The organism is Mesorhizobium sp. M1396, from assembly GCF_040317725.1.
Lineage (GTDB): Bacteria > Pseudomonadota > Alphaproteobacteria > Rhizobiales > Rhizobiaceae > Mesorhizobium.
Map to the genome: position 1 here is coordinate 197,823 of NZ_JAMYLA010000002.1, position 14,778 is coordinate 212,600.

General features: G+C 61.8%; 15 protein-coding genes and 1 tRNA gene. 11 read left to right on the forward strand and 5 right to left on the reverse strand.

The window, feature by feature from the left end; translation table 11 throughout:
• Positions 1–29: 29 nt before the first annotated feature.
• The 6 genes from NKH02_RS02150 to NKH02_RS02175 all read left to right on the forward strand — a co-directional run bounded on the left by NKH02_RS02150 (position 30) and on the right by NKH02_RS02175 (position 5,862).
• Complete coding sequence (locus NKH02_RS02150) at positions 30–1,130, forward strand: microcin C ABC transporter permease YejB (protein WP_352872089.1); 1,101 nt, start codon at positions 30–32, stop codon at positions 1,128–1,130.
• On the forward strand, positions 1,130–2,275 hold the full coding sequence (locus NKH02_RS02155; protein WP_352875952.1) for an ABC transporter permease: 1,146 nt from the start codon (positions 1,130–1,132) through the stop codon (positions 2,273–2,275). The genes NKH02_RS02150 and NKH02_RS02155 overlap by 1 nt, the downstream gene beginning before the upstream one ends.
• 103 nt (positions 2,276–2,378) lie before the next feature.
• Entirely contained in the window at positions 2,379–2,666 is a 288-nt protein-coding gene (locus tag NKH02_RS02160) for a hypothetical protein (protein WP_352875955.1), read from the forward strand.
• A complete protein-coding gene (locus tag NKH02_RS02165) occupies positions 2,666–3,166 on the forward strand; it encodes a type II toxin-antitoxin system VapC family toxin (RefSeq protein ID WP_352875958.1) in 501 nt (166 codons plus the stop codon). Before NKH02_RS02160 ends, NKH02_RS02165 begins: the two co-directional genes overlap by 1 nt.
• Positions 3,163–4,791, forward strand: coding sequence for an ABC transporter ATP-binding protein (locus tag NKH02_RS02170; protein ID WP_352875960.1), 1,629 nt, complete (start codon positions 3,163–3,165; stop codon positions 4,789–4,791). The genes NKH02_RS02165 and NKH02_RS02170 overlap by 4 nt, the downstream gene beginning before the upstream one ends.
• Before the next feature lie 129 nt (positions 4,792–4,920).
• Complete coding sequence (locus NKH02_RS02175; protein WP_352875963.1) at positions 4,921–5,862, forward strand: 2-hydroxyacid dehydrogenase; 942 nt, start codon at positions 4,921–4,923, stop codon at positions 5,860–5,862.
• On the opposite strand, the gene NKH02_RS02180 is transcribed toward NKH02_RS02175, so the two are convergent.
• Both NKH02_RS02180 and NKH02_RS02185 read right to left on the reverse strand, forming a co-directional pair.
• Positions 5,859–6,221, reverse strand: coding sequence for a hypothetical protein (locus NKH02_RS02180; RefSeq protein WP_352872082.1), 363 nt, complete (start codon positions 6,219–6,221; stop codon positions 5,859–5,861). The two genes, NKH02_RS02175 and NKH02_RS02180, sit on opposite strands and share 4 nt — an antisense overlap.
• Before the next feature lie 117 nt (positions 6,222–6,338).
• The gene (locus tag NKH02_RS02185) at positions 6,339–7,256 is read right to left on the reverse strand and encodes a class I SAM-dependent DNA methyltransferase (protein ID WP_352872081.1); all 918 of its coding nucleotides are present in this window, start codon (positions 7,254–7,256) and stop codon (positions 6,339–6,341) included.
• A 105-nt stretch (positions 7,257–7,361) separates the two neighbouring features.
• On the opposite strand from NKH02_RS02185, the gene NKH02_RS02190 reads away from it, so the two are divergent.
• Positions 7,362–8,372: a ligase-associated DNA damage response exonuclease gene (locus tag NKH02_RS02190; protein WP_352872080.1), complete on the forward strand. Its 1,011-nt coding sequence runs from the start codon at positions 7,362–7,364 to the stop codon at positions 8,370–8,372.
• A 4-nt stretch (positions 8,373–8,376) separates the two neighbouring features.
• Entirely contained in the window at positions 8,377–9,978 is a 1,602-nt protein-coding gene (locus NKH02_RS02195) for a cisplatin damage response ATP-dependent DNA ligase (RefSeq protein ID WP_352872078.1), read from the forward strand.
• A gap of 24 nt (positions 9,979–10,002) precedes the next feature.
• Here NKH02_RS02195 and NKH02_RS02200 read toward each other — a convergent pair whose 3' ends face one another.
• Positions 10,003–11,160, reverse strand: a complete 1,158-nt coding sequence (locus tag NKH02_RS02200; RefSeq protein ID WP_352875966.1) for a hypothetical protein — start codon at positions 11,158–11,160, stop codon at positions 10,003–10,005.
• Between the two features lie 322 nt (positions 11,161–11,482).
• Here NKH02_RS02200 and NKH02_RS02205 point away from each other — a divergent pair.
• The 3 genes from NKH02_RS02205 to NKH02_RS02220 all read left to right on the forward strand — a co-directional run bounded on the left by NKH02_RS02205 (position 11,483) and on the right by NKH02_RS02220 (position 13,218).
• Positions 11,483–11,558 (forward strand) — tRNA-Thr (locus NKH02_RS02205).
• Between the two features lie 398 nt (positions 11,559–11,956).
• Entirely contained in the window at positions 11,957–12,145 is a 189-nt protein-coding gene (locus NKH02_RS02210; protein WP_352872076.1) for a YodC family protein, read from the forward strand.
• A 626-nt stretch (positions 12,146–12,771) separates the two neighbouring features.
• Positions 12,772–13,218, forward strand: coding sequence for a pyridoxamine 5'-phosphate oxidase family protein (locus NKH02_RS02220; RefSeq protein ID WP_352875969.1), 447 nt, complete (start codon positions 12,772–12,774; stop codon positions 13,216–13,218).
• Between the two features lie 386 nt (positions 13,219–13,604).
• On the opposite strand, the gene NKH02_RS02225 is transcribed toward NKH02_RS02220, so the two are convergent.
• Together NKH02_RS02225 and NKH02_RS02230 are read right to left on the reverse strand one after the other, a co-directional pair.
• Entirely contained in the window at positions 13,605–13,952 is a 348-nt protein-coding gene (locus tag NKH02_RS02225; RefSeq protein ID WP_352875972.1) for a hypothetical protein, read from the reverse strand.
• A 2-nt stretch (positions 13,953–13,954) separates the two neighbouring features.
• Positions 13,955–14,533 (reverse strand): hypothetical protein, encoded by a 579-nt coding sequence (locus NKH02_RS02230; RefSeq protein WP_352875975.1) that lies wholly within the window; start codon positions 14,531–14,533, stop codon positions 13,955–13,957.
• Positions 14,534–14,778 lie beyond the last annotated feature (245 nt).

A 14,778-nucleotide genomic window follows, 5' to 3' on the forward strand; every position in this document is an offset into this window, starting at 1 on the left:
ATGTTCGCTCAAGCAGGGCAAAAGGCCTGATGGGCGCCTATATCCTGCGCCGCATCCTTTTGATGATCCCGACGCTGTTCGGCATCATGGCGATATCCTTCGCCGTGATCCAGTTTGCCCCCGGCGGGCCGGTCGAGCAGGTCATAGCCAGGCTGACCAACCAGGGCGGCAGCGACCGCCTCGGCGGTGGTGGTGGTGGCGACGCAGGCGGCAGCGCCAATTTCGATGCCGCCAGCGATGTCAGTTCGAAATATCGCGGCGCGCAGGGCCTCGATCCCGAATTCATCAAGAAGCTGGAAAAGCAGTTCGGCTTCGACAAGCCGCCGCTCGAGCGCTTCGGCATGATGCTGTGGAACTATATCAGGTTCGATTTCGGCGACAGCTATTTCCGCGACATTTCGGTCCTCGACCTGATCCTCGAAAAAATGCCGGTGTCGATCTCGATCGGCTTGTGGATCACGCTCCTATCCTACTTGATCTCGATCCCGCTCGGCATCCGCAAGGCGGTCAAGGACGGCAGTGCGTTCGACGTCTGGACCAGCGGCGTCGTCATCGTGGGCTATGCCATCCCGGGCTTCCTGTTCGGCATCATGCTGATGGTGTTGTTTGCCGGCGGATCGTTCTGGGACTGGTTTCCGCTGCGCGGCCTCACCTCGGACAATTGGGATCAGCTGTCCTGGTGGGGCAAGATCGTCGATTATTTCTGGCACATGACCTTGCCGCTGACGGCGCTGGTGCTGTCGGCCTTCGCCACCACGACGCTTTTGACCAAGAACTCGTTCCTGGAAGAGATCCGCAAGCAGTATGTCGTGACGGCGCGCGCCAAGGGCCTGTCGGAACGGCAGGTGCTCTACGGCCACGTCTTCCGCAACGCCATGCTGATCGTCATCGCCGGCTTTCCCGGCGCCTTCATCTCGGCCTTCTTCACCGGCTCGCTGCTGATCGAGAACATCTTTTCGCTCGACGGTCTCGGCCTGCTCGGCTTCAGGTCGGTGGTCGAGCGCGACTATCCCGTGGTGTTCGCCAACCTCTACATCTTCTCGCTGCTCGGACTGTTCGTCGGGCTGCTGTCCGACCTGCTCTACACCTGGGTCGATCCGCGCATCGATTTCGAGCGGAGAGACGTCTGATGTCGGAGGCCACTGTCACCGCGGAAGCGGCACCCGCGCGGATCAAGCGGCCGTTTCTGTCGCCGCTCAACAAGCGCCGCCTGCAGAATTTCAAAGCCAACCGGCGCGGCTACTGGTCGCTGTGGATCTTCCTGGTCCTGTTCGTGCTGTCGCTGTTTTCCGAATTCATCGCCAACGACAAGCCGATCATCGCTTCCTACAAGGGCGAGATCCTGTTTCCCGTGCTGGTTGCCTATCCCGAGGAAAAATTCGGCGGCTTCTACGCCGTCACCGATTATCGCGACCCGGTCATCCAGGACGAGATCAACGCCAATGGCTGGATGATCTGGCCGCCGGTGCGCTACTCCTATCAGACCGTCAACAACGCCATTCCGGAGGCGGCCCCGGCCAAGCCGTCCTGGGAGTATGACGCCAAGACGCGATGCAACCAGTATCCGCAAGGTGCTGACGACCCGGCCTGCGTCGTCGGCAACTGGAACTGGCTCGGCACCGACGACCAGGCGCGCGACGTGCTGGCGCGCGTCATCTACGGCTTTCGCATTTCGGTGCTGTTCGGCCTGATCCTGACCGCCGGATCGGCCCTGATCGGCGTCGCGGCCGGCGCCGTGCAAGGCTATTTCGGCGGCTGGACGGATCTGCTGTTCCAGCGTTTCATCGAAATCTGGTCGGCGATCCCGGTGCTCTACCTCCTGCTCATCGTCGCCGCTATCCTGCCGCCGGGGTTCTTCATCCTGCTCGGCCTGATGCTCCTGTTCTCCTGGGTGGCGCTGGTCGGTGTGGTGCGGGCCGAGTTCCTGCGCGCCCGCAACTTCGAATATGTCAACGCGGCGCGCGCGCTCGGCGTGCCCAACCGCACCATCATGTTCCGGCACCTGTTGCCCAACGCCATGGTGGCGACATTGACCTTCATGCCCTTTCTGCTCTCGGGCTCGATCTCGACGCTGACTTCGCTCGATTATCTCGGCTTCGGCCTGCCGCCCGGCTCCGCTTCGCTCGGCGAACTGCTCAAGCAGGCGCAGCGCAACCTCAACGCGCCGTGGCTCGGCATTTCCGGCTTCATCGTCATCTCGCTGATGCTGTCGCTGCTGGTCTTTGTCGGCGAGGCGACGCGCGATGCCTTCGATCCGCGCAAGACGTTCAGATGACAGCGATGCGGATCGGCATTCAGCATGATATATTCTCGGTGAGGCAGTTCGAACGAAAATGAGCATATGCATTAATTGTCGAGATGACTGATGGCGATGGTCAATGACGGATCAGAAGCGGCAGATCCTCATATCGAACCAACGGAAGGACAGAGGTGTGAATAAGGTCATCCTTGAGCATTACCCTGCATCCAAACTCCCGGATGAACTGCGGGAGGGTATAGCTTTGAGCGCCTCGGTTAAGGTGACGGTAGAAGAGGAAGCCAAACAGCCCCTCGGCCACAAACAATTGCTTGAACTTATGCGGAATGCGCAGGCCAACGCGGCGGGAACAAGTCTCGACGAGGCTGTTGCGCGTGTTCGTGCCCTCCGCGATGAGTGGGAGGATTGATGGCCGCCTTCCGGCTTTACGTCGATACGAACATTTTCATCTACGCTTTCGAAAATAACGATGCTCTGGCAAAAAAGCTGCTTCAGCTCATTTCAATGAACGAGGGCAGAAAGCAGCCTTTCCTCGCGACAAGCGAACTCGTGCTGGCAGAGTTGATGGTTGACCCTCTGAAAAAGAGCAATGAGCCGCTTGTCGAGCTCTATGACAATGTTTCGATTGGCAACGCTTTTGTCTCGATTGGGACGGTAACTCGCGAGGTTCTCTGGCACGCAGCACAGCTTCGCTCGCAATTCATTTCTCTCAGGCTGCCGGATGCTATTCACCTTTCGACGGCGATGCATTTCGGATGCACGCAATTTCTGACTGCCGATACCAGTTTGAAGGAAGCCTATTCTATCGCACCAAATCGGCTTGTCCCTCCCCAATTGACAGCGCAAATTTCGATCATACGACCGGAGATTTCTGCCCTTGATAAAGTTATAGCGGAAATTGATACATGACAGCTTCCTTGCTCTCCGTTCGCGACCTCAGCGTCACCTTTGCGCAAGGCGGACAGCAGTCGATGGCGGTCGACCATATCTCGTTCGACATCGCCAAGGGCGAGACGGTGGCGCTGGTCGGCGAATCCGGCTCCGGCAAATCGGTGTCGGCGCTTTCGGTGCTGAAGCTGTTGCCCTACCCCAGCGCCAGCCACCCGTCGGGAAAGATCCTGTTCCAGGGCGCCGACCTGCTTGCGATGAGCGAGAAGCAGTTGCGGCAGGTGCGCGGCAACAAGATCACCATGATCTTCCAGGAGCCGATGACCTCGCTCAATCCGCTGCACACGATCGAGCAGCAGATCGTCGAGATCCTGAAGCTGCACCAGGGCATGGCCGACCGCCCGGCCAAGGAGCGCACGCTGGCCTTGCTCAACGAGGTCGGCATCCGCGATCCGCAAAACCGGCTCGATGCCTATCCGCACCAGTTGTCCGGCGGCCAGCGTCAGCGCGTGATGATCGCAATGGCGCTGGCCAACGAGCCGGAACTATTGATCGCCGACGAGCCGACGACGGCGCTCGACGTCACCGTGCAGGCGCAGATCCTCGAGCTGCTGGCCGGCTTGAAGAGCCGCAAGGGCATGTCGATGCTGTTCATCACCCACGACCTCGGCATCGTGCGCAAGATTGCCGACCGGGTCTGCGTGATGACCAAGGGCAAGATCGTCGAGACCGGGCCGACCAAGGAGATTTTCGCTAATCCCCAACATGCCTATACAAGGCATCTGCTGGCGGCCGAGCCGAAGGGCAAGCCGCCGGCCGCCAATGCCGCGGCCAAACCTGTCATGACCGGCAAGGACATAAAGGTCTGGTTCCCGATCAAGCAGGGCTTCTTCCGCCGCACCGTCGACAATGTGAAGGCGGTCGACGGCATCGATGTCACCGTGCGGGCCGGCCAGACGCTCGGCGTGGTCGGCGAATCCGGGTCCGGCAAGACGACGCTCGGCCTGGCGCTGGCACGCATGATCTCGTCCACCGGGACCATCCAGTTCAACGGCCGCGACATCAACCAGCTGACCTTCAACGCCATGCGGCCGCTCAGGCGCGAATTGCAGATCGTCTTCCAGGATCCGTTCGGCTCGCTCAGCCCGCGCATGTCGATCGCCGAGATCATCGAGGAAGGCCTGAAGATCCACGAGCCGAAACTGTCGCCAGACCAGCGCGACGACAAGGTGGCCGCCGTGCTGAAGGAGGTCGGCCTCGATCCGGCGACGCGCAACCGCTACCCGCACGAGTTTTCCGGCGGCCAGCGCCAGCGCGTCGCCATCGCGCGCGCCATGGTGCTCAACCCGCGCTTCGTCATGCTGGACGAACCGACATCGGCACTCGACATGAGCGTGCAGGCGCAGGTCGTCGACCTGTTGCGCGGCCTGCAGGCCAAGCACGACCTGGCCTATCTCTTCATCAGCCACGACCTCAAGGTCATCCGCGCGCTCGCCAACGACGTCATCGTCATGCGCAATGGCAGGATCGTCGAAGCCGGTCCTTCCCAGCAGATTTTTGAAAATCCGCAAACCGACTATACTCGGGCGCTGATCTCGGCCGCCTTCAAGATCGAGACGGCACCGGTCGGCATCGTCAGCGAGTGACTAGAGCAATTCCGGGAAAAGTATGAAACGGTTTTCCGTCCGGAATTGCGCCAAACAAATAGAGAGAGCGGCTCAGCGTTTCCATGAAACTATGAACCGGTGGCGTAAAGAGGGACTAGAAGTACAGCTATGGAAAAAGGCCGCATCCTGCTTGCCGTCACCGGCTTTCACCCGCAGCGCTGGCGCGACCTTTTGTCGGCCGAACGCGAGGTGGTGCTGGAGCCGGACGGCGCCAGCGACCCGTCGATCACCTATGCCGTGGTGTGGAAGCAGAAGCCGAACATCCTGGCGTCGCTGCCCAATCTGCGCGCCATCTTCTCGATCGGCGCCGGCGTCGACCATATCTTCGCCGACCCCGGCCTGCCCGACGTGCCGATCGTCAAGGTCGTCGCCGACAACCTCACCCAGTACATGACCGAATATGTCGTCTGGCGGGTGCTCGACCATCATCGCCAAGGTCTGCTTTACCGCTCGCAGCAGTCGAAGAAGGTCTGGCACGAGCCGCAGCAAAGGCCGGCCAGGGACATTTCCGTCGGCATCATGGGCCTCGGCAGCCTCGGCCGCGCGGCGGCCTCGGTGCTGCTATCGCTCGGCTTTGCCGTCAATGGCTGGTCGCGCAGCGACAAGGCCATGGAAGGCGTGGCGACCTATTCCGGCGAGGGCGGACTGATCCCTTTCCTCAAGGCGACCGACATCCTGGTCGTGCTTTTGCCGCTGACGCCGGACACCAAGGGCATCATCAACTATGGCGTGCTGAAGGAATTGCGGAAGCGCAACGGCCTCGGCGGCTCGGTGCTGATCAATGCCGGACGCGGCCGCCTGCAGAAGGACGCCGACATTTTGCGGGCGCTGGATGACGGCACGCTGAAGGAGGCGAGCCTCGACGTGTTCGAGGTCGAGCCGCTGCCGAAGACCAGTCCGCTGTGGCGGCATCCAAAAGTGTTCGTCACGCCGCACGCGGCGGCGACCTCCGACCCCGTTCATCTGGCGCCGATCATGCTGCGCCAGATGGACGCCTTCGAGCGCGGCGAAAAGCTCGACAATCTGGTGGACCGTAAGGCGGGGTATTAACCAGCCAGGGCGAGCTTCTTCTGCTTGTCCGGCTGGCCGCATTCGCGGCGATCGATCGACCGGTTCATGGCATCGATCTCGCCACTCGCCTGGTCGGTGTCGCGCTTGGCCTTGGAGCGCATGTCCGGCGTGAACGGGCCGAAGCCCATCGCCGGATTGGAGAATGTCGGCTTGGCCGTCGTCGGAAGTCTGTATTGCTGCGCCAGCCCGTTGCGCTGCGCCAGCAGCTGGTCGCACGGAACGCTGTCATACCGCAGGGAGGACTGGATGTTGGCGTCCTGCCGTTCCGACATCGAATTGCCGCCAACGCAGCCGGCGGTCAGCACGCAAGATGCCAAGACAATCATGTTCCAGCGCATCGACTATGCTCCTCCTGATATACCGCCCTGATCCGACCAGATCGCAAATATCAGTCGCTCATGCAAATCGGACTTTTTCGCAGCACGGATATTTGTGAGGACGGCGAGACAGCGGGCTCATGCCGCCGGCAGCTTGCCCGCCACGACGACCAGCCCGTTGACGGGTTCCCGCCGGTCTTGCCTGATCACGGTCGTTTCCAGGGACAGGACCGAAAATCCGTTGGCAGCCAGGACGTCACGCACATAGTGTTCCGCATGCGCGTAGCGGCGCGATGGCTGCAAGACAAAATCGCCATCGCCGGCCAATCTCTCGACGGAAAACGCGAACAGGCCACCGCTGGCCAGCAAGCCGGCAATCGTCTTCACAACGCCGTCGAGCGCACCGACGTAGATGAAGACATCGGCCACCGCCACCAGCTCGGCTTTCGGGCCGGCATGGACAAAATCCCGCAGATCGGCCTTATCAAGGAAATCGTAGACGCCCTTCGCACGGGCCTTTCTCAGCATCCTTGCCGAAATGTCATAACCCTCCAGCCGATCGACGATCGGCCGCAGCCTCTGCCCCATCAGGCCGGTGCCGCAGCCGAGATCGAGCGCCAGCGGGAAGCGGCCTGGCCTTGCCGTTCGAATGGCCTGATCGAGCAACTCAGGCAGCCGGTAGCCCAGTCTGTCGACCAGTGATTCATCGAAGCTCTCGGCATAGTGGTCGAACAAGGTCTCGACGAAGGCGCTGGGGAGCGCGTCGACCGCCGGCGCCTTGCCGATCAGTTGCAGGTTCAGTGCGGCGCCTTGATGATCCGATGGATCGAGTTGCAGCGACATCGTCCAGGCCCGTGCTGCCAGATCCGGCGCGCCCGCCGCCTGCTGGATCTCGCCGAGGCGAAACCAGCCCATCGCCCATTGCGGTGTCATTTCCAGCGCACCGAGCAGCAATTCCGCCGCTGCCGCGTGATCGCCATCCGCATGGAGCATCTCGGCATAGTCGGCACGGCGATCGGCGTTCAAGTCGCCGGACGAGGCCTGAAGCGGTTTCATGGCGATGGGTCCTGCCGGCGGATCGAGCCGGCGGTGCTGTATGCGGGAGTCAGCAGTCACTTACAACAGGCTTCCCGCAGCGGAATTATATCCTATCTTGGGACCATGCGCGCCAGCGACCTGCTTCATCCCCGGCCCGAGGGCCTTTATTGTCCGCGAGGCGATTTCTTCATCGACCCGGTGCGGCCGGTCAACCGGGCGTTGATCACGCATGGCCATTCCGACCATGCGCGTTCCGGCCACCGCTCGGTGCTGGCGACGCGGCAGACACTCGACATAATGGGCCTGCGCTACGGCGACGATTTCGCGGGAACGACACAAGCAGCCCGGCTCGGCGAGACGATCGACCTCAACGGCGTCGGCGTCAGCTTCCACCCAGCCGGCCATGTGCTGGGCTCGGCACAGATATCGGTCGAGCATCAGGGCATGCGCATCGTCGCCTCCGGTGACTACAAGCGGCAGAGGGACGCCACTTGCGCGCCATTCGAACCGATCCAGTGCGATGTGTTCATCACCGAAGCGACCTTCGGCCTGCCGGTGTTCCGTCATCCACCCGACACCGAGGAGATCGCTCGCCTGCTGAAATCGGCGGCGCAGTTCCCCGAACGCTCGCATCTGGTCGGCGCCTATGCGCTTGGTAAAGCTCAGCGGGTGATGCGGCTGTTGCGCGACGCAGGCTATGACAAGCCGCTCTACATCCATGGCGCACTGGCCAAACTCAGCGAATACTACCAGAGCCAGGGCATCGACCTCGGGCACCTGGAGCCGGCAACCGTCGAAAGTGGCGGTAAGGATGATTTCACCGGCGCCATCGTCGTCGGCCCGCCATCGGCCTTCGCCGACCGCTGGGCACGGCGCTTTCCCGATCCGATCTCGTGCTTCGCTTCGGGCTGGATGCGCATCCGCCAGCGCGCCAAGCAGGGCGGTGTCGAACTGCCGCTGATCATCTCCGACCATGCCGACTGGGATGAACTGACCGCCACCATCAAGCAGACCGGAGCCGAGGAAATCTGGGTGACGCATGGCCGCGAGGAAGCGCTGGTGCGCTGGTGCGAACTCGAAGGCATCGCCGCCCGGCCACTGCACCTGGTGGGGTACGAGGACGAGGGCGATTGATGGCATGAACCGCTTCGCCGAACTTCTCGATCGCCTGGTGCTGACGCCGTCGCGCAACGGCAAGCTGACCTTGCTGACCGACTATTTCCGCACCGTGGAGGATCCCGATCGCGGGCTGGCGCTGGCTGCCATCACCGGCGATCTCAACATCGCCGCGGTCAAGCCGGCGATGCTGCGCACGTTGGTCACCGAGCGCATGGATCCGGTGCTGTTCGGCTACTCCTACGACTATGTCGGCGATTTGGCCGAGACAGTCTCGCTGGTCTGGCCGCAAACGCCCGGAAACATCGCGAATCGCGAGCCGACGCTGGGCGAGGTCGTCGCGAAGCTACAGGCGGCAAGCCGTTCCGACGGGCCGAAGGTGCTAGCAGGGCTGCTCGACAGCGCCGGCATCTCGGCCCGCTTTGCCATCATCAAGCTGGTCACCGGCGGCCTGCGCATCGGTGTGTCGGCGCGGCTGGCCAAACAGGCGCTGGCGGATTTCGGCAAGGTCGATGTCACCGAGATCGAAGAGCTTTGGCACGGGCTGTCGCCGCCCTACACGGCGCTGTTCGCGTGGCTGGAGGGCAAGGCCGACAAGCCGCGGAATACGGCGATGGCATCGTTTCGCCCGGTGATGCTGTCGAACCCGGTCGGCGATGGCGATCTCGAAAAGCTCGATCCGGCGGATTATGCGGCCGAGTGGAAATGGGATGGCATCCGCGTCCAGGCGGTGGCCGAAGGCGGCATCCGCCGGCTCTATTCGCGCACCGGCGACGATGTTTCGGGCGCCTTTCCCGACCTCGCCGACGCCATGCATTTTTCGGCGACGCTGGATGGCGAGCTACTGGTCGGCGATCCCCGAGAGGCGACAGGGACATTCTCCGATCTGCAGCAGCGGCTGAACCGCAAGACGGTGACGCCGAAGATGCAGCAGCAGTACCCGGCCTTCATGCGCTGCTACGATGTGCTGCAGATCGGCGACGAGGATTTGCGCGCGCTGCCGTTTCGCGAGCGCCGCGACCGCCTCGAAAACTTCGTGAAGACGCTCGACCCAAGCCGGTTCGATCTGTCGCCGTTCGTCGAATTCTCAGACTGGCATGCGCTGGAAGAACTGCGGCGGGTACCGCTGCATCCAATCATCGAAGGTGTCATGCTGAAGCGCTGGGACTCACCCTATGTCGCCGGCCGGCCGAAAGGTCCGTGGTTCAAGTGGAAGCGTGATCCGCACACGGTGGACGCGGTGCTGATGTATGCCCAACGCGGCCATGGCAAGCGCTCCAGCTTTTATTCAGACTATACGTTCGGCGTCTGGTCGGGTGCTGAAGGCGAAGAAGAGCTGGTGCCGGTCGGCAAGGCCTATTTCGGCTTCACCGACGAGGAGCTGAGGCAGATCGATAAATATGTCCGCGACAACACGGTCGAGCGTTTCGGCCCGGTGCGCTCGGTGCGGGCCGACCGCGACAACGGCCTCGTGCTGGAAGTCGCCTTCGAGGGGCTCAACCGCTCGACCCGGCACAAATCCGGCGTCGCCATGCGCTTTCCCCGTATTTCACGGCTGCGCTGGGACAAGCCGGCCAACGAGGCCGATCGCATCGAGACGCTGCAGGCGCTGCTCGATCGTTAGCTCGCTCTTTCAGCGCCTGATGCTTTACGGCTCGACCGAAACCCGGATCTCGTAGATGTCGGCGGCCTTGCCCTGCTTGTCGAAATCGGAATTGATGGCGATCGTGCCCGCCGAGCCGGGACGCTTGTCGGGAAACTTCACATCGAACAGATATTCGTTCTGCTGCTGGCCGACCGCGTAGCGTTTGCGGCCGCAATCGCCGAGTTCGCCGAAATTGCAATCGACGGAGATCTGCGTCTCCTTGCCCTCCTCGGAGCGGGCGATGATGTCGAACACTGCATGTTTGCCGGCGAGCTTCTCCAGCACGCCTTGCCCGACGTCGAAGCTGATCGCCGAGCCGGAGGCGCCGGAACGGATGCGCAGGAACGACCCGGTATCGTCCTTCATCACCTCGGCCTTGGCGTCCGACGGGGCGCTGACATGCGACGCGTCGGTCGGCGAAAACACGTTGATCCAGTCGTGCGCCTGGTCCGCGGCACCGGGCTTTGCCGGGCCGCCTTCGGCCGGTGTGAAATCGTCGTCGTCGACGGTCGGCGGCGCTTGCGGCGGGGCGGTGTCGAGTTGCGCCTGTGTCTTGAAGACGCCGGTCTGTACGGCGAAGAACAGGCCGATGCCAACAGCGGCAAGCAGCGTCACGGTCAGGAAGATGGCGGTCAGCGGCAGGCGACGCCCCCTTATGCGCCGTTCATCGCGATCGGGCGCCACTTCCGCCGCGGCACCGGCCGGGGTCGGAGCCGACATGTCGATGGATGGGGCGTCGGGAAGGGCGGCGTCCGGCATGATGTCGGGAACGACGGGCAGCACGCGCGAGCGCGGCGCATCCGAGGCAGAGCGCGGCGTGTCGGCAGCGGATTGCACTGGCTCATCGACGGCAGCGGGTGACGGTGCCTGCTGGCCGGTCTCGACCGCAGGCGCCGAGTCCGCACCAAGCTCGATCGCCGGTGCATCGCCCCGCGGGCCGACATCCGGCACCGCCGGCAGGAACTCGGATTCGATTTCAGTGATTTTCGCCTGGATCGCCTTGCGGCGCTTGATGGCGAGTTCCACGGTCACGTCCGGATTGGCCTTCAGCGCGCGGTCGAGCGCGGAAAAAGCCGCGCGATAGACCCTTTCGCGGAATGCGCGGTCCTCGGCGTTGCCTTTCTCCAAGGCGTTCCGGATCGCTTTTTCGATCGCGTCCAAGCGGGTCCCTCTGTCCGTTCGCCAACCTTGCCGTGATCGTTAGCCGCAGGCGGCCAATCAATCAACGGGCGAGCGGCGCATTCTGCCTTGGAGAGGTGTGCAAAGTCCATTGCGGCACTGTTCCGGCAACGAAATCAGCATGTTTCATCGATTTCACGCGCCGGAGGCGTGCGCAACGCGATCTCGCGACCGATCTGCGAACGACGCGGCGGCCGGCTTTCGATGGCGGCACGAGACGCTCGCATGAATCGCCAAGTCACATCTTGAATTCACGGCCGGTTGCGTCTATCACCCCCGCATCTTGGAGGCCCTGGCCTCCCGGGCCGCTTTAGCTCAGTTGGTAGAGCACATCATTCGTAATGATGGGGTCAGGTGTTCGAGTCACCTAAGCGGCACCACTTCTCCCAAACGAACAGTCAATGGCGCCCTCAATGCGCGAAGCCTCTTGCGGCCGGCCTCTCGCTTCTTTGTCGATTGTCTCGGCTGAATGCTTTGCCGGACAGGATCGGTGTCCCTGTTGGTCCGACAGCATCTTGGTGTGGGGTGGAGGCCTCGCCTCGGGATCGAACCGAGGCTTCAGAGACTTGCCGTCTCCAGCGTAGCCGCTCCGCCACGACCCTCTCGACCTCACCGAAATCCACCCGCGATGCATCGCCTTCGCGCCCGATCGTGCTCACGACGTTCCGGCCGTCGTCGCGCTGCTGGTGCAAAGGATTGCGACACCGGCGAAGCACATCCGCCATTGTCGAGACCCTGGTTTGGTGTGAAACTCGTGGCCTCAGCATGGGAGGTCAAAATGCCCAATACTTTCAAGACCGGAGACGTCGTCAGGCTGAAATCCGGGGGCCCCAGGATGACGGTGAGCGATGGCGCGGCCTCGGGTATGTATATGTGCCACTGGTTCAACCGCGAGGGCGAAGTGTGGACCCCGCAACATGCCGGGTTCAAGCCTGAACAACTGGTTGCGGCCGAACAGTCGGACTAGGCTGAATCGACATTCATCGCATCCAGATCATTGCTGCGGCGAGATGGATGAAACTTAGGAGGTGGCGCGCGCCGTGGTTATAGCGCGTTGCGAAGCGCCTGAAGTGCTTGAGTTTGTTGAAGCATCGCTCGATGCGGTTTCGGCATTTGTAGATGAGGGATCGGCACTGATCGGGAGGGGTCGAGAGAATGACCCGACCTGGCGCGACCGGCGATGTCAGTGCTGAAGCGGCTGCTCGCCGATCAGTTCGGTCTTTCGGCCGCGGTGCTTGGCGACAAGGTGTTTCCGGAATCCGCCGCGGTGAAGCCGATGGCTAATCTCGTCACGTGAGGGCCGGCCGGCGGCCGCGTCATGTCCCCGCGCCGGAGCGGGCGCCGTTCGGAAATCCGATCAGGGGGTCCAATGGCCGGGATGCCAGCGGTGGTGGAACCAGAATCCCGGATGCCAACGACCAACCGGACATCATCGGGCGGTTCGGCACCCAATTACCCCCTGCCAACCGGCGAGCACCTCGCGCGATCCCGGTCTGGCTGCACTGCAGCAGTTTGATCCACGTCATTGCGAGTGCGGCTGCCAAGGTGTGAAATGACAAGCTGGATGGTTGTGAAAAATAGGAGATCACTTCGATGCTGATCCGCACGCTGTCTGTACTGGAATGTACGAAATTGCTGGCGGCCAATCGCGTCGGCCACTTGGCATGCGCGAAGGACGGGCAACCCTACGTCGTGTGCTTCAATTACGCCTACGCCGATAATCACCTCTATGCGTTTTCCTTGCCGGGCAAGAAGATCGACTGGATGCGGCTCAATCCCTTGGTGTGCGCCCAGGTCGACGAACACAGCCAGGGACGCGGATGGAGAAGTGTGGTTGTCGACGGCCGCTTTGAAGAACTGCCTGACCGGGTTGGCCACAAGGTTCAGCGCGATCACGCATGGTCAGTGTTGAGCAAGCACGCGGACTGGTGGGAGCCTGGCGCCCTCAAGCCTGTCATGCCTCCCGTGTCGGATAGCACCCCGCACGTGTTCTTCCGGATCCTCATCGAGCAGACGTCGGGCCGTGAAGCAAGCGAGTAGGCTGTCTCCACGGTTCGAGCGGCACGGCAAGTGACGGATCCTCCAAAACCACGGGAGCCGGCGGTGGATTGCGCCGACCCGATCGTCTTCAGCCTTTGAATCGTCAGCGCGCAATAGCGACGCAAGACGCCCCTAATCTGGTGCGGAAGACGTGGAACCGGACGGCTGCTGTTACCGTCTTCCTGAAAATGGCAACAACTCTGTGATGGGGGTGGTGTGGTTTGCCACCGATCGGCGTCAATGCGCATCGGTTCGGGTTGAGGATGGCCTCGCGATCTCCGGTCGCGAACGGGACATGTGTGGCCGATGGCAAGGGGGAGGCCGTGAATCGCGCGGGCTTGGCCCGCTTTCGGCGGACCAAGCTCACACCCAAACTCGGACAAAGTCTACCTACCCTGGAGGAGGTCCATGACAGGCGGAAAGGTCAGCAATACGCCAACCGCCAACAAGGCGAAGGAAATGGGAACTATTTTTCGCATCTCCACGTTCCTTTTGCCCCACCGACGCGAAAGGATAAACCAAGCAACCAACCAGACCACGACCGCGCTCGTGGAGACGCCGGACAGGCCGCCGGTTGGCTTATAGAATGTGAAGAACTGGTTCAGTGACGCAAAGGCATCCCCGGCCAGGGCGAAAATCCCCATCGCGGCACATCCAATTCCCGCGGCCAGGATGGCGGCCGCGCCGGGACCGGTAGGAATATCGTTAGTCCTGATAACGTTGACGTTGCTCATGATCATTGGTCCTGCTGTTCACCGGCGATGATTTCAATCATCGTGCCACCACGAACCGGAGCATATTTATTGAGGAACGCTCCGAAAGCTCCCGCTACCCCAGTCGCCACGAAAGCGACGACTGCAAAGCCAATGACGGCAGTACGGATTTCCTTCTGCCTAGCCAAAGCCGGTCCGTATTTGGCGAAGACATAGGCGACCATGGTCATGGCAATTGGCGCAAGCCAGGCCACATGTTCCTTCCATTCCATGCCCAAGCTATGCCACGCGGACGTCTTCGGGCTAGAGGTGAGCAGGAACTTCGGATAATCGGCTAGGTCGGTAACCCCTGCAGGCACGGCTGCCCGGTACCATGGATATACAATGTAAGCACCCGATAGTACCGCGCCCCAGGCAAGGATGACCATCGCCGAGAGGTAAAGCAAAAGCAATTTGTGTTCTCTGGCGCTTGGCACGGATGGGCCTCCGGGCGCGGACATTCGATAAAGTTCGGCAAGCGCCGCCGAAAACGCCAACATAAACAGCGCCCCAAACCCCATGCCATGGAATACTGTCATAAGATCGCGAAATGAGATTTCCATATTTCACCTCCTGCATCGACAGGTCTTCAATTAAACTCGATGGGGGGTGCTTCCGCTTTGACTCGGATCAATTTTCAATAATAAAGGGTTCTTGTCAGGCATTTTACTTGAAAGAGATTTTTCGGTACCGCCCATCCTGCTGAATTCCTTGGGCGCAGAAATTGATTTGATGCGGCAATCCAGCGCGATCCGCGCTTCATGTCTTTCGGCATTTCCCCGGGGAACAATTAACTTCCTGCCGGCTG